General features: G+C 69.4%; 15 protein-coding genes and 1 other RNA gene. 11 read left to right on the top strand and 5 right to left on the bottom strand.

Annotation, left to right across the window (positions count from 1 at the left end; translation table 11 throughout):
- Positions 1-61: 61 nt before the first annotated feature.
- A complete protein-coding gene (locus RCO27_RS02040) occupies positions 62-2,269 on the bottom strand; it encodes an LPS-assembly protein LptD (RefSeq protein WP_374990343.1) in 2,208 nt (735 codons plus the stop codon).
- 130 nt (positions 2,270-2,399) lie between these two features.
- On the opposite strand from RCO27_RS02040, the gene RCO27_RS02035 reads away from it, so the two are divergent.
- Both RCO27_RS02035 and ndk read left to right on the top strand, forming a co-directional pair.
- Positions 2,400-3,875: a leucyl aminopeptidase gene (locus RCO27_RS02035; protein WP_309001893.1), complete on the top strand. Its 1,476-nt coding sequence runs from the start codon at positions 2,400-2,402 to the stop codon at positions 3,873-3,875.
- Positions 3,876-3,948: 73 nt separating this feature from the next.
- A complete protein-coding gene (ndk, locus tag RCO27_RS02030; RefSeq protein WP_309000971.1) occupies positions 3,949-4,371 on the top strand; it encodes a nucleoside-diphosphate kinase in 423 nt (140 codons plus the stop codon).
- A 149-nt stretch (positions 4,372-4,520) separates the two neighbouring features.
- Here ndk and RCO27_RS02025 read toward each other — a convergent pair whose 3' ends face one another.
- Positions 4,521-4,898 carry an MmcQ/YjbR family DNA-binding protein gene (locus tag RCO27_RS02025; protein ID WP_309000970.1) on the bottom strand — a complete coding sequence of 126 codons (378 nt, stop codon included), beginning with the start codon at positions 4,896-4,898 and terminating at the stop codon, positions 4,521-4,523.
- A 126-nt stretch (positions 4,899-5,024) separates the two neighbouring features.
- On the opposite strand from RCO27_RS02025, the gene RCO27_RS02020 reads away from it, so the two are divergent.
- Positions 5,025-5,192: a hypothetical protein gene (locus tag RCO27_RS02020; protein WP_309000969.1), complete on the top strand. Its 168-nt coding sequence runs from the start codon at positions 5,025-5,027 to the stop codon at positions 5,190-5,192.
- Between the two features lie 6 nt (positions 5,193-5,198).
- A complete protein-coding gene (locus tag RCO27_RS02015) occupies positions 5,199-5,975 on the top strand; it encodes an arginine deiminase family protein (protein WP_309000968.1) in 777 nt (258 codons plus the stop codon).
- Positions 5,976-5,978: 3 nt separating this feature from the next.
- On the opposite strand, the gene RCO27_RS02010 is transcribed toward RCO27_RS02015, so the two are convergent.
- On the bottom strand, positions 5,979-6,635 hold the full coding sequence (locus tag RCO27_RS02010; RefSeq protein ID WP_309000967.1) for an alpha/beta hydrolase: 657 nt from the start codon (positions 6,633-6,635) through the stop codon (positions 5,979-5,981).
- Between the two features lie 135 nt (positions 6,636-6,770).
- Between RCO27_RS02010 and RCO27_RS02005 the strand changes: the two genes are divergently transcribed.
- The 4 genes from RCO27_RS02005 to ffs all read left to right on the top strand — a co-directional run bounded on the left by RCO27_RS02005 (position 6,771) and on the right by ffs (position 9,216).
- A complete protein-coding gene (locus tag RCO27_RS02005; protein ID WP_309000966.1) occupies positions 6,771-7,865 on the top strand; it encodes an aminotransferase class V-fold PLP-dependent enzyme in 1,095 nt (364 codons plus the stop codon).
- Between the two features lie 7 nt (positions 7,866-7,872).
- Positions 7,873-8,208, top strand: coding sequence for a 2Fe-2S iron-sulfur cluster-binding protein (locus RCO27_RS02000; RefSeq protein WP_309000965.1), 336 nt, complete (start codon positions 7,873-7,875; stop codon positions 8,206-8,208).
- Positions 8,208-9,077: a class A beta-lactamase gene (gene bla / locus RCO27_RS01995; protein WP_309000964.1), complete on the top strand. Its 870-nt coding sequence runs from the start codon at positions 8,208-8,210 to the stop codon at positions 9,075-9,077. Before RCO27_RS02000 ends, bla begins: the two co-directional genes overlap by 1 nt.
- A 41-nt stretch (positions 9,078-9,118) precedes the next feature.
- Positions 9,119-9,216, top strand: an RNA gene (ffs, locus tag RCO27_RS01990) — signal recognition particle sRNA small type.
- Between the two features lie 120 nt (positions 9,217-9,336).
- Here the strand turns inward: ffs and RCO27_RS01985 are convergent.
- Complete coding sequence (locus tag RCO27_RS01985; RefSeq protein ID WP_309000963.1) at positions 9,337-10,380, bottom strand: substrate-binding domain-containing protein; 1,044 nt, start codon at positions 10,378-10,380, stop codon at positions 9,337-9,339.
- Positions 10,381-10,528: 148 nt separating this feature from the next.
- On the opposite strand from RCO27_RS01985, the gene RCO27_RS01980 reads away from it, so the two are divergent.
- The gene (locus tag RCO27_RS01980; protein ID WP_309000962.1) at positions 10,529-13,297 is read left to right on the top strand and encodes a pitrilysin family protein; all 2,769 of its coding nucleotides are present in this window, start codon (positions 10,529-10,531) and stop codon (positions 13,295-13,297) included.
- Here the strand turns inward: RCO27_RS01980 and sseA are convergent.
- A complete protein-coding gene (sseA, locus tag RCO27_RS01975; protein ID WP_309000961.1) occupies positions 13,269-14,132 on the bottom strand; it encodes a 3-mercaptopyruvate sulfurtransferase in 864 nt (287 codons plus the stop codon). The two genes, RCO27_RS01980 and sseA, sit on opposite strands and share 29 nt — an antisense overlap.
- A 140-nt stretch (positions 14,133-14,272) precedes the next feature.
- On the opposite strand from sseA, the gene RCO27_RS01970 reads away from it, so the two are divergent.
- Both RCO27_RS01970 and RCO27_RS01965 read left to right on the top strand, forming a co-directional pair.
- Positions 14,273-15,961: an alpha/beta hydrolase-fold protein gene (locus tag RCO27_RS01970; protein ID WP_309000960.1), complete on the top strand. Its 1,689-nt coding sequence runs from the start codon at positions 14,273-14,275 to the stop codon at positions 15,959-15,961.
- A gap of 21 nt (positions 15,962-15,982) precedes the next feature.
- Positions 15,983-16,696 carry a hypothetical protein gene (locus tag RCO27_RS01965; protein ID WP_309000959.1) on the top strand — a complete coding sequence of 238 codons (714 nt, stop codon included), beginning with the start codon at positions 15,983-15,985 and terminating at the stop codon, positions 16,694-16,696.
- Positions 16,697-16,699: the final 3 nt, after the last annotated feature.

Raw genomic sequence — 16,699 nt, 5'->3', positions numbered from 1 at the left:
CAATGGATGCAGGCCCCGAACGTGCCCGAAACATGCTGAACCGCAGCTTAGCGCGCCCTTCCTAGCGCCCTAAGTTCTTGAGCGCCACCCGGATGAGGAAGGTGTTGCCGCGGCGTGCATCGCCGGTGGTTTCGTAGTCGCGCCGCCAGGTCACACCGAGCTCCAGGCACTCGTCGTCATAGAGGATGCCGATGCGATGCCGGATCGGATCGAAGCCATCGGATTGCGACAGCGGGTCCTCGCGCCGGTCCGTCAGGTCGACGACCGCCGAGCCGAAGATCGACCAGTAGCGGGCGAAGGCGACGCGGCCGCCGACGCGGACCTCCTCGCGGTCGCGCAGGTCCTCGATCGACGGATCGACGTTGCGGTTGAGGCGCAGATAGCCGATCGTCGCATAGGTCTGGCGGCCGCCCACCGTCGCGTCGATCTCGTTGCGACGCACCGCGAAACTGTCCTTGTCGAGCCGGAAGCGGTGCGTGAAGCTGAGCCGCCGGCCGACCTGGATCGATGTGCGCCCGACGATATCGGAGAAGCGGCCCGACAGCCCCGTGCCGGGCGGCAGGATCGCCTCGCGGGTGCTGAGGCGATAGCTCTGGCCGACATTGGTGCGGACCCGGATGCCGGGCAGATCGAACGCCCAGTCGGCGCCATAGGTGACGCGCGCGCCGTCCTCCCAGCGGTCGTAGCCGGGGAAGCGGTTGAGGGCGAACAGGTTCGAATCCTCGAGCTCGATCGCGCGGGCGTCCTCGTTGGGGATATCGAGATTGTCGGAAACCGGCGCGGCGACGAACTGGACGCGCGGCGTGAGGCGCTGGGTCCCGCCCAGGAACTCGCCGATGAACGGCCATTTGATGTCCGCCGCGAGCGCGCCGATGACCCGTCCGCTCCAGCCTTCGGTGCCGCGGTAGAGCGGCTGGGTGAGCAACGTATCGCTGGCGTGATAGACGTCGCCGCGGGCGAAGGCGGTCAGCACCAGCTCCTGTCCCCAGGGCGTGATCATCCGCCGGTCCCACTGGGCGCTGGCGAAGGCGCGCTGGGTGTCCTGGCCCTCGGTGCGCAGGATCGCGAGACTGTTGGCCTGCAGGTTGAAGGTGCCGCCCAGCCAGGGGTCGTCGAGCCGAAAGCGGGCGTCGATGGCGGGAAGCACGATCGGCTGCTGCCCCTCGACATCGGTGACACGCAACCCCTGGAAGGCCCAGCCGGCGATCGAGATATAGCTGTCGGCGCCGATCCGCTCCACTTCGATCACCGATCGCAACCGGTCGTCGCGGGAGATGTCGTAGCGGCGCAGGAACGTGCGGTCGGTGACGTAGCGACCCGACGCGGTGACGCTCCATTCGGGCGTCAGCTGCCAGCGGCCATTGCCCTCGATATAGCCGCGGAAGGCCCGGTCCGCGCCGGGCAGCGGCTCCTCGTTCACGCCGACCCTGCGGCTGTAGGTCGCATAGCCGCGGATCTGGAAGGCGCCGCGCGCCGTCAGCTGGCGATATTCCGCCTCCAGCATCGGCGCCACATCGGTATAGACATGGGGCGTCAGGGTGAGATCGCGGTTCTCCGCCAGCCGGAGATAATAGGGGACGGCGATCTCGAAGCCGTTGATCCGGTCGTAGCGCAGCTCGGGGACGAGCACGCCGCTGCCGCCGGCCCCGTCGCTTCCGTCCGGATGTGACAGGCCGGGCAGGCCGATGATCGGGCGGCCGAACAGGTTGAGGGTCGCGCCGCGATAGCTGATCCGGTGCCGGACCGGATCGTGGACGACGCGCACCGCCGTGATCTGCCAGGTCGGCGCCTTGGGGCAGCCATTCTCGTCCACCACCGAACAGGGCGTGTAGGCGGCCTGGTTCAAGGTGGTGACGCCATTGTCCCGCCGCGCCTCGATCGCGGCGAGGCGCCCGCCATCGGCGAGGACGAGCAGCAGGTTCTGGATCACGCCGTCGCGCAGCGTGTCCTGAAGCTGGACGCTGTCGCCATAGGCGACGTCGCCCGCCGGGCTGACGACGCGCACGTTCCCCTCGGCCCGCACCTCGCCCGTGATCCGGTTCCAGTTCAACGTGTCGGCGCGCAGGTTGTAGCCCTCGCGGGTCATCCGGACCTCGCCGGTCGCGGTCACGATCTCGGTATTCTCGTCATAGGCGAGCTGATCGGCGCTGAAGGCCACCTGGTCCGGTGCCTGGTCCGCGGGCGCGACCGGTGTCTGCGCCAGCGCGGCGCAGGGCAGGCTCAGCAGCAGTGGCAAAGCGGTCCGGCAGATCGTTCGAAGCGTCGTCACAAATCCCCGCGCCCTGGCCCCTGAACCAACTGCACCAAGACGGGCCAGCCTATTGCACCTGACGCCGCTCCCTGCAATGGCGAGGGCTTCCGGCCGCCGCAAACGGCCGATCGAGGAGATTTGTTTCGTGATCAAGGTCAGTTTCGCCGCGACGCGCCCAGACGGCGCCCATGCGCTCGCCATTCCGGTACGGGGCGAGGACATGCTGCACGACCGGCTGCAGGGTTTCGGCGAGGCCGCCCGCACGCTCGCCGTCCGCTCGGCCGAGGCGCAGCGCTTCGAGCGCGAGCCGGCGGCGATCGCCGAGACCTTCATCGACGAGAAGGATGCCGCACGCCGGTTGCTGCTGGTCGGGCTCGGCGGGAAGGCGGACGAGGCAGGCCTCTACGAGAAGGCCGGCGGCGCCCTGACCGCGCGGCTGCTGACCTCGGGCGAGACGAGATTGGTGATCGATCTGACCGGTCTGCCGTTCGATGCCCGCCAGGCGGCACGGCTCGCCTTCGGCGCGGCGGCGCGTTCCTGGCGCTACGACATCTACCGCACCAAGCTCGGCCGCAAGCAGCGCCCGACGCTCGAGGAGGCGGTGATCGTCGGTGCGCCGGAGGGCAGCGAGGCGGAATGGGCGCACCTCGCCGCCGTTCTGAACGGTCTCGATCTGACCCGCGGCCTGGTCACCGAGCCCTCCAACATCATCTATCCGGAAACCTTCATCGAGCGCGTCAGCGCCTCGATCGACGGCCTCGGCATCGAGATCGAGGTGCTCGACGAGACGCAGATGGCCACGCTCGGCATGGGCGCCCTGCTCGGCGTCGGCCAGGGCTCGGTGCGGCCGCCGCGGCTGCTCGTGCTCAAATGGAATGGCGGCGGATCGGCCAAGCCGGTCGTCTTCGTTGGCAAGGGCATCACCTTCGACACCGGCGGCATCTCGATCAAGCCCGCCCAGGGCATGGAGGCGATGAAGTGGGACATGGGCGGCGCCGGCGCCGTCGTCGGCGCGCTGAAGGCGCTCGCCGCCCGCAAGGCGAAGGCGAACGTGATCGGCGTCTGCGCGCTCGCCGAGAACATGCCGGACGGCAACGCCCAGCGCCCCGGCGACGTCGTCACCTCGATGTCCGGTCAGACGATCGAGGTGATCAACACCGACGCTGAAGGCCGCCTCGTCCTCGCCGACGCGATGACCTGGGCGCAGCGCGAATTCGGGCCGGAGGTGATGGTCGATCTCGCGACCCTCACCGGCGCGATGATCATCAGCCTCGGTCACGAATATGGCGGCCTGTTCTCGAACGACGACGGGCTGGCCGGCAAGCTCTATGATGCCGGCCTCGCCAGCGGCGACAAGCTGTGGCGCTTCCCGATCAACGACGCCTACGACAAGATGATGGATTCGGCGATCGCCGACATGAAGAATGCCGGCGTGCGCGACGCCGGATCGATCACCGCCGCCTGCTTCCTCCATCGGTTCGTCGAGGAAGGCGTGAAATGGGCCCATCTCGACATCGCCGGCATGGTCTGGGCGGACAAGGCCGGCGCGCTCTACGACAAGGGTGCGACCGGCTATGGCGTGGCGCTGCTCGACCGCTTCATCGCCGACAATCACGAAGGGTAGGGCGCTTGCCCTCGGGCCGCCGCCCGACTAGAGAGCCCGCCAATTTCCACCCAAAGATGGAGCTTCATCGGCCATGGCCGCGACACGCACCTTTTCGATCATCAAGCCGGACGCGACCCGGCGCAATCTCACCGGCGCCGTCACCAAGATGCTGGAGGATGCCGGCCTGCGCGTCGTCGCGTCCAAGCGCATCCACATGACGAAGGACCAGGCCGAGGGCTTCTACGGCGTCCACCGGGAGCGGCCCTTCTTCAACGATCTCGTCGCCTTCATGACCTCCGGCCCGGTCGTCGTGCAGGTGCTCGAAGGCGAGAACGCAGTCGCGAAGAACCGCGAGGTCATGGGGGCGACCAATCCGGCCAATGCCGAGGAAGGCACGATCCGCAAGACCTATGCGGAATCGATCGAGGCCAACAGCGTCCACGGCTCCGACAGCCCGGAGAACGCCGAGATCGAGATCCGTTTCTTCTTCAAGCCCGAAGAGATCGTCGGGTAGTACCTGAGCTCGTCATTGCGAGGAGCCCTTCGACGCCGCCTGCGGCGTCGCTCAGGATAAACTGCCGCTTCGCGGCAGCGACGAAGCAATCCAGCGGGCCTCCGCGCGCTACTGGATTGCTTCGCTCCGCTCGCAATGACGGTGATGGGCTAACGCCCGCCCATCTCCAGCAGCTTCGCCGGCGCGACCAGCTCCCAGCTGGTCGCGATCCGGTCGGCGACATGGTCCCAGTCGACCGCCTCGCCGTCGAGCCGCACGCCGATCCATCCGGACGGCGCGAGATAGGGCGGCCGGTAGTAGAGGTCAGGATCGGCCTCGACCAGCATCTCCTGCTCCTCCGCGCCCGAGGTCTTCACCGCGACCGCGGTGATGCCGCTGCCATGATGGTCGTGGAGGAACCAGGCGAAGGTCTTGCCCTTCTCGATGAAGAAGACCGGCATGCCGTGCGAGATTTTCTCCACCGTTCGCGGCAGCGCCAGCGCGATCGCGCGCAGGCGTTCGAGACAGCCATCCGGGTCCGGACTCATGGCGATAGTCTAGCGCCGGTCGGCCCCGGCGTCACTGCTTCCGATGAATATGTCGAGGCAGTCGACCCGTCAGCGGTCACGCAGGCGGTCTTTGTGTCGCGCGCGGGTTCATGGCATCACGCCGCCATGTCCGGCCTGCCTGCGCTCATGCTCTCGATCCTGATGCTCGCCGCCTTCGCGCTCGCCGGCGGCGGCGCATGGCTGATCCTCAAGGGGCGCGATCGCCGCAAGGGCGCGCTGATGCTGGTCGCGGCGATCGTCATGCTCGGCAACGTGCTGGTCTGGACGGTCTGACCGCTCATGCGCGTTTTCGATTTCGATGCGGCGATCGTTCGTATGCCGGCGCCGAGCGTCGTCAACGGCCTGCGCGACGGCGATCGTGACGATCCGTCCCACGAAGGCGTGCTGGCCGAGCACCGCGCCTATATCGCCGCGCTCGAAGCCGCCGGCGTTTCGGTCGAGATCCTGCCGCCGCTCGACGCCTTCCCCGATTCCGTCTTCGTCGAGGATCAGGCCTTCGTTGTGCCCGAAGGCGCGATCGTCCTGCGGCCGGGCGCGCCGACCCGGATCGGCGAGGCGGCCGGGATCGCGCCGGCACTGCGGCGCCGGTTCGCGCGGGTGCTGGAGCTGGACGAGGGCCATGCCGACGGCGGCGACATCCTGATCCTGCCGGACGAGATCCTGATCGGCCTCTCCGCGCGCACCGATCGTGCCGGCGCCGAACGATTCGTGGCCCTGGCCGCAGAGCTCGGCCGCACCGCACGCATTGTCGAGACGCCGCGCGGCATCCTCCATTTCAAGACCGCCTCGGCCCTCGTCGACGAGGAGACGGTGATCGCAACGCCCGTCCTCGCCCCATGTTTTGCGGGCTATGACGTGCTGGTGACGCCGGAAGGCGAAGAGGCCGCCGCGAATCTCGTCCGCGTCAACGATCGGGTGCTGGTGTCCGCCGCCTTCCCGCGCACGATCGACCTCCTCGCGGCGCGCGGCCTCGATCTCGTCGCGCTCGACACGCGCGAGATCGCGAAGATCGACGCGGGCCTTTCCTGCATGTCGCTGCGCTGGAAGGCGCTCTGAGCCTCAGCGAATGGGGCAGCCCGGATCCAGCCGGAAATCGAGATAGTCGTCGACCGCCTTCATCAGCTGATCCATCTCGTTCGCGAAGAAGTGGTTCGCGCCCGGGACGGTCTTGTGCTCGATCGTGATGTGCCGCTGGGTCCTGAGCTTGTCGACGAGCTTCTGGGTCGCGATCGGCGTCACCACCTCGTCGGCCTCGCCCTGGATGATGATGCCGCTCGCGGGGCACGGGGCGAGGAAGCTGAAATCGTACATGTTCGCCGGCGGCGCGATCGAGATGAAGCCGCGGGCTTCCGGGCGACGCATCAGGAGCTGCATGCCGATCCAGGCACCGAACGAGAAGCCGGCGATCCAGGTCGTTTCCGCCTCCGGATGGATCGACTGCACCCAGTCGAGCGCGCTCGCCGCGTCGCTCAATTCGCCGATGCCGTTGTCGAAAATGCCCTGGCTCTTGCCGACGCCGCGGAAGTTGAAGCGCAACGTCGCGAAGCCGCGCCGCACGAAGGTCTTGTAGAGCGCGAGCACGATCGCGTTGTTCATCGTGCCGCCGCCCTGCGGGTGCGGGTGAAGGATCATGGCGACGGGCGCGCGCGGGCGCGGACCCGGATTGAAACGACCCTCGAGGCGGCCTTCGGGGCCAGGAAAGATGACTTCGGGCATAGACGACAGGTTCCGGACTGTTCGGCGCCGCGCGGGATGCTGGCGGCCGGGCGGTGCGCCCTATATAGGTGCTGGTTTCAAATCGCAACTTTTGCGAATCGTTCGCAATAAGCTTCGAGGACTCTGGCCCATCGAATGCTGTATCTGGACTATCAGGCGACCACGTCCCTCGCGCCCGAGGCGCTGGAGGCGATGCTGCCCTGGCTCGGCGGCCCGGGCAGCGACGGCTATGCCAATCCGTCGAGCCAGTATCGCGCCGGCCGCGCCGCGGCGGCGGCAGTGGAGGTGGCGCGCGACCAGGTGGCCGCGCTGCTGCCGGCCGGCGGACAGGTCCATTTCACCTCGGGCGCGACGGAAGCGCTCAACTGGGCGTTGATGTGCGGCACGCGCCTCGCGCCGGGCGGCGTGGCGGGCAGCGCGATCGAGCATCATGCGGCGCTGCAATGTCTCGAAAGCATGGGCGCGACCCTCATTCCGGTCGGCCCGGACGGGCTGGTGCCGCCGGTGGACGAGGTGGCGCTCCTCGAGGGCGGGATCGTGGCGCTCATGCTGGTCAACAACGAGGTCGGGACGGTCCAGCCGGTGGCCGACTATGCCGTCGCGGCGCATGCGCGCGGGAGCCTGCTGCTGTGCGACGCCGTGCAGGGCTATGGCCGGATCGCGATTCCCGAGGGGCCGGACCTGATCGCGATCAGCGCGCACAAGATCCACGGCCCCAAGGGGATCGGCGCGCTGTGGGTGCGCGACGGCGTGCGCCTGCCCCCGCTGCTGCTCGGCGGCGGACAGGAGCACGGGATGCGCTCGGGCACGGTGTCGCCGGCTTTGGTCGCAGGCTTCGGCGCCGCCGCCCGTCTGGCGGCCGAGCGAAGGGAAGCCGACGCGGCGCATGTCGCCCGTCTCTGGGACATGGCGCTGGAGCTGCTCGACGGCTGGACCGTGAACGGGTCGGTCGCGCAGCGCTATCGCGGCAATCTCAACGTGCGGCGGGCGGGCGTGACCGGGGTGCGGCTGCTGTCGGACGTGCGCCAGGTCGCCTTCAGCCTGGGCAGCGCCTGCGGCAGCGGATCGGGCAAGACCAGCCATGTGCTGCGGGCGATGGGGCTCACCGAGGCCGAGGCGCATGCCAGCATCCGCTTGGGTTTCGGCCGCTACACGACCGAGGCGGAGCTCCGGGAAGCTCTGGGCCTCATCACCGAAGCCGCCGACCGCCAGCTCCGCTTCGCCGCATGACCTCGAAATGACGAAGGTCCGCTTCATCTCCACCGACGGCGCGTCGGTGCAGGACATCGACGCGCCTGCGGGTGAACGCCTGCTCGACGTCGGCCAGAATGCCGGCCAGCCGCTCGAGGGCACCTGCGAGGGGCAGATGGCCTGCTCGACCTGCCACGTCATCGTCGACGCCGAGGATTTCGCCAAGCTGCCGCGCGCCAGCGAGGAGGAGGAGGACATGCTCGACCTCGCCAGCCACGTCACCCGCTGCTCGCGCCTGTCCTGCCAGATCTGGCTGACCGAGGAACTGGACAGCCTCACCGTGCGTATCCCCGGCGGGGTCCACAACATGCAGGGGCGTTGATGATAGATCGTCGCGGGGTGCTGCTCGGATGTGCAGCTCTCTCGGTTGCCGCAGGGCTTCGGGCGCAGGAGCCCGACGATCCCAATGCCGCCCTGCTCGGCCTGCGCGAGCGCCTGGGTGCGGGCGGCCGTCTCGGCGTCGCGGCCTGGGACGGCGGCGAGCGCCGGATCGAATTCGATGCGAACGGGCGCTATGCCCTGTGCTCGACCTTCAAGCTGCCGCTCGCCGCGGCGATGCTGGCCGGTGCCGAGCTGGAGCGCTGGCCGCTGACCGAGGAGCTCCCGTTCGGCGAGGAGGACTTGCTCGACTACGCCCCTGTGACGCGGGCGAACGTCGCGCAGGGCCGGATGACGATCGAGGCGCTGTGCGGCGCGATCCTGGAGGTCAGCGACAATACCGCCGCCAACCTCCTGCTGGCCAAGCTCGGCGGCCCGGAAGCGCTGACCGGCTTCATCCGCCGCTGCGCCGACCGTGTCACCCGCCTCGACCGCACCGAGCCCGACCTCAACACCAATTTCCCCGACGACGGGCGCGACACCACCACCCCGGCGGCGATGCTGGCGCTCACCTACACGCTCGTCTTCGGCGAGGTGCTGAGCCTGGAGTCGCGGCGCCGGCTCGCCCGCTGGATGGCGCGCTCCTCGACCGGCCGCGAGCGGCTGCGCGCCGGCTTCCCGCCGGATTGGCGGGCAGGCGACAAGACCGGGACCGGCGCCAACGGTGCCCACAACGACATCGCGTTCGCCCTGCGCCCCGGCCTGCCGCCGGTCCTCGTCACCTGCTATATCAGTGGCGGAGATGCGCCGGCGGAGATGCGCAACACGATCCACGCCGAGATCGGCCGCCTCGTCGCCCGGACGTTCGCCTGAGGCGTCGCCTTGCATTGAGTGGCGGGCACCGCCATATGGCGCGCGGGAGTCGGGCGGACGGAGTCGTCGCCAACCCGGTCAGGTCCGGAAGGAAGCAGCCGTAACGATTTCGCTTCGGGTCGTTCCGGCTCCCACCCATGAGCCGCCGGGCCCAGCGCAGCTGGGCAAAGAGCCGGCCAATGGCGGGCGGCCTGCGTCCTGAGCGAAGTCGAAGGACGACGGGACCGACGGCGCGGCTTCGCCGCGACGCTCTTCCACTTCAGCGCAACGCCGCTGGCGTCAGCGGAATCAGCCGTGTCGCGCTCTCCGCCGTCCGCCGCCGCACGGCCTGATCGGCCGGAATGAGTCCGCGCTGCGTGAGATAGCTGCCGGGCCCGATCGCCGCGGCATATTCGCTGAGGAACATCCTGAGGCCAGGCACGCTGTCGACCCGGTCGCCCTTCACGTAGATGTAGAGCGGCCGTGCCCCGGAATAGCGTCCTGCCGCGATGGTCGTCGCATCGGGCATGATGCCGTCGATCGGAACCGCGCGCAGCCGGCTGCCGGCCCGTTCGAGCGTGCCGTAGCCGAAAATGCCGATCGCTCCCGGATTCACCACCAGCATCTGCGACAAGCGCTCGTCGTCCTCGCCGCTTTCCTGATAGAGGCCGTCGCCGCGGATTTCGGTGCACAGGCGGTGAAAGCCGGCCTCGTCCTGCGCTTTCAGCGCACGCATGCGGGCGTCCGCTTGGCAGCCGCCGATCAGCAGCAGCTCGGCGAGCGATTCGCGCGTGCCGCTGGTCGCCGGCGGGCCGTAGACCAGGATCGGGATGTCCGGCAGGTTCGGGTTGACCTGGTTCCAGCGCGTCTTCTGGTTGGGCTCGCCATAGGGATTGGCGGCGAGTGCTTCGTAGAGCTCGATGCGGGTCAGCCGGATCGGCGGCGCGGCCGGGCTCTGGGCGAGGGCGACGCCGTCCATGCCGATCTGGAGCTCGGTGATGTTGACGACGCCGTTGGTGCGGCATTGGGCCAGCTCGTCGGGATGGATGCGCCGCGAGGCGTCGACCAGATCCGGGAAGCGCGCGCCGAGCCCGCCGCAGAAGGCCTCGAAGCCGGCGCCGGTGCCGGTCGACTGGATGACCGGCGCGGCCATGCCGGCGTTCTTGCGCTGGAATTCCTCGGCGACGGCGCGGGTGAACGGATAGACGGTGGAGGATCCGGCCGCGAGGATATGGTCGCGTTGTTCCTCGACGCTCGCCGACGATTGACCGCACGCGGCCAGCGCGAAGAGGAACCCGAGGGCCGGCAGGAGCTGCTTTCTCATGGCGCACCTCTTCCTGGGACGTGGCAAGCCTACGCGTCTTGTGTGACGTTACGGGGTCAGGACGAAGATGCGCTGCGCTCCGGGCCCGGACCGGCGCAGATGGCGGAAAGCAGGGTGGCGCCCATCCTGCTTCAGGGAGGGGCCGGACATGCGGATCGCCGTCACTGCATTGCTGTTTTTGACGTTCTGGTTTTCCGGCCAGGCCGTGGCCGTGGCGCAATCCGCGGTTTCCGTGCCGCCGCTCCATTATGCCGGCCGGACGCTGGCCAACGGTGCGCGGGTCTATGCGATCCGCGACACCTCCTCGGCGACCGCCTCGGTCAACATCTGGTACGATGTCGGGCAGCGCGACGACCCGCGCGGGCGGGGCGGGTTCGCGCACCTGTTCGAGCATCTCATGTTCAAGACGACGCGCAACCTGCCGCAGGGCGTCATGGGCTTCCTCACCGAGATCGGCGGCGAGAGCAACGCGACCACCCTGTTCGACACGACGCTCTATTATGTCACCGTCCCGGCCAACCGGCTCGAGGCCTTGCTCTGGATGGAGGGCGAGCGGCTCAGCAACCTCGTCGTCGACGAGGCCGCGTTCCGGTCTGAGCGCGACGTGGTCAAGGAGGAGCTGCGCCAGCGCATCTTCGCCCAGCCCTACGGCCGCATCCTGCACCTGCTGCTGCCCGCCTACACGTTCGACGGCCATCCCTATCAGCGCCCCATCGGCGGCACGATCACCGATCTCGACCAGGCGACGCTGGCGGACGTGCGCGCCTTCCACGAGACCTACTATCGGCCGGACAATGCGATCTTCGTGATCTCGGGCAATTTCGATCCGGCCGAGCTCGATACATGGGTCGACCGCTATATCGGCTCGATCCCGCGCCCCACGACGCCGATGCCGCGCGACCGTGCGACGGGGACGGAGCGCCGCGCGCTGACCATCGACACCTATGCGCCGAACGTGCCGCTGCCCGCGCTCGTCTTCTCCTGGCGCGCGCCACCGGCCGACAATGCCGACGTCGCGGGCCTTTCGGTGATCGAGGCGATCCTCACGCGTGGCCGGTCCGGGCGCCTGAGGCGGCAGCTGGTCGATGCGCAGCAGCTCGCCTCCAACGTCACTTCCTTCAACTTCGCGACGCGTGACGGCCATGCTTTCTCGTTCACGGCGACCCTCGCCCAGGGCCGGGACCTGGCCGAGGCAGAGGCGGCGTTCGGCCGCGAGATCGCGCGGCTGCGCGACACGCCGATCGATGCGGCGGAGCTGGACGCAGTCAAGAACGCCATGCTCGGCGACGCGCTGACCGGGCGCGAAGTGGCGCGGGGCCGGGCGTTCGAACTGGGCGATGCCGTTTCGCTGACCGGCGATCCCGATGCGGCGGACCGCCGCCTCGCCGCGATCCGCGACGTGACCGCCGAGGACCTGCAGCGCATCGCGCGGCACTGGCTCGCCGACGCGCGCCGCGTGACGATCCGCTACCGCGACGAGACCGCGCGACCGGCCGGCTACACCGGCGATGCCGCGCCGGATGTCGCGACGCTCGGCACGATCGTGCCGCCTGCGAGCCGCCCACCGGTCACTCTGGCCGCGGAGGGCGATCGTGTGGCGCGGCCGGCGGCGGGCGCCGAAGTGGCGCGTGCAATTCCGGCCATCGCCGAACGAACCCTGCCGAACGGCCTGCGCGTCGTCGCGGCCCGGTCCTCGGACATTCCGCTCGTCACGCTGCGGCTGGTGATCGGCGGCGGCGACGCGGCCGATCCCGGGGGACGCGCCGGGCTCGCCGACGTCATGGCGGCGCTGGCGCTGCGCGGCGCCGGCGGACGTGACGCCGGACAGCTCGCTCAGGCCGTCGCCGCGCTCGGCGGGTCGATCGCATCGAGCGCCGATGCCGACGCGACCAGCATTTCGCTGACCGTCCCCGCCGCCAATGCCGCGGCGGCCGGCGACCTCCTCGCCGACATCGCTCGCCGCCCGGCCTTCGCCACCGAAGAGCTGGAGCGCGCGCGCCGGCAGCAGGCCGATGCGCTAGCCGTGTCCGCCCGCCAGCCGATGCAGGCGGCACTTCGCGTGCTGATGGGAGCGATGACGAATGGCGTCCCGGCCGCCACGACCCTGACTGCGATCCGCCCGGAAGATGTCGCCGGCGTCTACCGGAGCGGCTGGGGACCACGCAACGCCACCCTCATCGTCACCGGCGCGTTGACCGGCGACCAGGCCTTCGCGCTGGCCGGGCGATTGTTCGGCGACTGGCAGGGCGGGACCGCGTTCACGCCGGCCCGCCGCGCGGCCTCTGCCCCGCAAGTGCTGGTCGTGGACATCCCGTCCGCGGGCCAGACCGCCGTCCTTGCCGGCCTGCCGGCCGTCGGTCGCGATGATCCCGCCTGGCCCGAGTTCCGCCTCGCCAATGCCCGCCTCGGCTCCGGACGGCAGAGCCTGCTCAACGAGGAAATCAGGGTCCGGCGCGGCCTCAGCTACGGCGCCGGCAGCATCATCGACGAGCGGCGCGGCGGCAGCTTCGTCTTCGCCGCGACCCAGACGCGCAACGATGCGGCCGATCAGGTCGTCGGGCTGGTGCTCGAGCAGATGCGCCGCCTGTCCGCCGAGCCGATGACCGCGCCCGACCTCGCGCTCCGCGCCGCCGCGCTGACCAATGGGCTCGGCTCCCAGACCGAACGCACGTCGGGGCTTGCCGACTATCTGGCCCGGCTGGTGACCGCCGGCGCCCCGCTCACCATGGCGCGCATCGAACTGGCCGGCGGCGATGGGCCGGATTCGGCCGACATCACCCGCTTCGCCGCGCGCTATGTGCGGCCCGAGGCGGCGACGATCGTCGTGGCCGGGGACTCGCAGGTCTGGATCGAAGCGCTCCGGCAGCGCTTCCCCGGCCTCCGCCAGGTCACCGTCGACGGTGTGCCCGCCAGCTAGGGGGACCGGCGGCCACCGGCAGGTCGTCGCGGGCGCCCCATTCGGCCCAGCTGCCGTCATAGACGGCGACGCCCTCGTTGCCGAGCCGCGCCAGCGCGAGGGCGATGCCGGCGGCAGTGATGCCGGAGCCGCAGGTGGCGGTGACGGCACGCTGGGGATCGACGCCCGCGTCCGCCACCACCGCCTTCAGCGTCTCGGCCGATTTCAGCGTGCCGTCGGGGTTGAGCAGGCTCGCCAGCGGCAGGCTGCGTGCGCCCGGCATGTGGCCGCTGCGTAGCCCCGGCCTGAGCTCGGGCGCGTCACCGGTGAAGCGCGGGGCCGGCCGGGCGTCCGCAACCTGAACCCCTTCCGACGCAAGATCGCCCTGCACGCCGGCGAGGCCGCGGACCAGCTCCGGCCGGAAGCGCGCCGCGAACCGCGCTGGCGCCGGATCGGGGTCGCCGTCGGCGACCGGGCGGCCCTCGGCCTCCCATTTCGGCAGCCCGCCGTCGAGCACCCACACGTTCCCGGCGCCCATGATCCGGAACGTCCACCACACCCGCGCCGCCGAGAACATGCCGACGCTGTCGTAGACGACGATGTCGTCGGTATCGGAGATGCCGAGCGCTCCCACCGCCTCGGCGAATGCCGCCGGGTCCGGAAGCATGTGCGGCAGGTCGGTCGCCGGGTCCGCGATCGCATCGATGTCGAAGAAGACCGCGCCGGGGATATGGCGCGCCCGATACTCCGCCGCGCCGTCCCGGTCGCCGAGATGCCAGCTCGCATCGACGATGCTGAGGCCCGGCCGGCGCATGCGGGTGGCGAGGTCTTCGGTCGAGATCATCGGATCGGGCACAAGCGGGCTCCTGCTACAGGGTGATTGCCGGACACGATGGTCGAAGAGTGGCTTTCCGCCGTCGCCCGAAACCGGATGGCGGATCGCCCGCCGTCGCGCATCGTCTCATGATGAGAATGACGAATCAGGGGGAGGGGTGCATGCGCGTGGTGTCGAGGCTTTGGGCGCTGCTGCTGCTGCTCCTTGTGTTCGGAGTGTTCGGGCTGGGGCTGGCCGGTCCCGCCGCGGCGGAGGTCAATTTCGCTGTGACGCTGCCGGCGAGCGCCGAGGGTCCCGTCACCGGCCGCCTGATCGTCGTCGTCTCGCGCGCCCAGAGTCCCGAGCCGCGCCTCTCGATCGCGATCAACGGCCCGCCCGCGTTCGGCACCGATGTCGAGGGGCTGAGGCCCGGCGCCGCCGCGGTCGTGGACGGCCGCGCCGATGCCTATCCGGTCGAGAATCTCGGCGCGCTTCCCGCAGGCGAATACTGGGCGCAGGCGGTCCTCATCAAATACACCCGCGTCACTCGCTCGGACGGCCACACCATCTGGGTGCCGATCCCGAACGGGCCGCGTAGCTTCTCGACGATGATGGCCGGCAATCTCTACAGCCGCCCGGTCCAGCTCACCGTTGCCGCCAACGCAAACCAGCAGGTCGAGCTGGCGCTCACCGAGACCATCCCGGTGCCGGCGGCGGAGCCCGACACGCAGTATCTGAAGCGCGTGCGCATCCGCAGCGAGATCCTGTCGCGCTTCTGGGGCGTGCCGATGTACATCGGCGCCGAGGTGCTGCTGCCCCGCGGCTTCGACGAGCATCCGAACGTCCGCTACCCGTCGGTCTATACCTTCGGCCATTTCGGCGGGCCGTTCAACTTCACGACCGATCCGGCGACCAACACCGAACGGGCGCAGGCCAATGCCCGCGACGCCAATGTCCGCACCGGCTACGAATTCTCGCAGGAATGGCTGAGCGACAATTTCCCGCGCTTCGTCGCGATCACGCTCGACCATCCGAGCCCTTATTTCATCGAGTCCTATTCGCTGAACTCGGCCAATAACGGCCCCTATGGCGACGCGATCACGCGGGAGCTCATCCCCCATCTGGAGCGCGAGTTCCGGCTGATCCGCGAGCCTTATGCCCGGATCGTCGAGGGCGCCTCGACCGGAGGCTGGGAGGCGCTCGCCATGCAGGTCCACTATCCGGAGCTGTTCGGCGGCGCCTGGGTGTTCAATCCCGATCCGATCGACTTTTCCCGCTACCAGCTCGTGAACATCTACGAGCGCGACAACATGTTCAACCTCAGGATCAACGACTGGCTCAATGAGGAGACGCCGTTCCGTCGCACCCGCGAAGGCCATCCGCTGCTGTCCATGCGCCAGCTTTCGCAGCTCGAATCCGTGCTCGGCTCGCGCGGCCGTTCCTTCTACCAGCTCGGCATCTGGCAGGCGACGCACGGGCCGGTCGGGCCGGACGGCTATCCGGTGCCGCTGTTCGATCCGCGCACCGGCGCGATCAACCGCGAGGTCGCCAATTACATGCGCGACAACGGCTATGATCTCAGCGCCCATGTCCGCAACAACTGGGCACGCCTGGGGCCGCAGCTTCGCGGCCGGCTCAACTTCTTCGCCGGCGAGATGGACGATTTCTATCTGAACCTCGCCGTCTACCAGTTCCAGGACATGATCCGCGAGGTCGGCGGCGCCGGCTATCCGATCCGCTTCGAATGGGGCCGGCCGAAGAAGGGCCACAACTGGCACCATACCGACTGGGCCGGGGTGGTGCGCGAAATGGCGGAGCATGTCCGCCGCAACGCGCCGGCCGGCGCCGACACCGCAAGTTGGAATTACTGACCGGAAGGAAGGATCATGGGCGTGCTCCGTCTCAAGCTTGTCGCCGCGCTGGCGGTTGCGGTCGGGGCGGGCGCGCTCATCCCGCTCGGCTTCGCCGCCGCCGACACCGAACCCAAGGTCACCCGTTTCGACGAGATCAGCGTCAATCGGCTGAACATCGTCGAGCCCAACGGCCGCTACCGGCTGGTGCTCGCCAACAGCGACCGCTTTCCCGGCCTGTTCATGAACGGGCGGGAATATCGCCATCACAGCCGCAGCGGCGGTGGCATGTGGTTCTACAATGACGACGGCGACGAGGTCGGTGGGCTCACCTATCGCAGCAACGCGGCGAACCGGTCGGCGAGCGCCGGGATCACCTTCGATCAGTACAAGCAGGATCAGACCGTCTCGATGCTCTACGGCGAGTCGAACGGCCGCCGCGAAGCGGGCATGCGCGTCTGGGACCGTCCCGACAATTCGATCGAGCCGCTGATGGAGATGAGCGACCGCGCCGCCCGCGCGCCCACCGATGCCGAGCGCCAGCGCATTCGCGAGGAAATGCGCGCCCATGCCATGGCCAATGGCGGCGTCGGCGCGGAGCGGATGTTCGCCGGCAAGGTGCAGGGCGACGCGATCGTCCGCCTCGCAGATCCGCAGGGCCGGCCGCGACTCGTGCTGCAGGTCGATGCGAGCGGCGCGCCCAGCATCCAGTTCCTGGACGAAAATGGCGCGGTCGTGCGCCGGATCACGCAATAGGCT

The organism is Sphingosinicella sp. LHD-64, from assembly GCF_031157375.1.
In the GTDB taxonomy this organism is placed as follows: domain Bacteria; phylum Pseudomonadota; class Alphaproteobacteria; order Sphingomonadales; family Sphingomonadaceae; genus Allosphingosinicella.
Note: the sequence above shows the minus strand (reverse complement) of the source record. Positions and strands in the feature narration are given on the sequence as shown.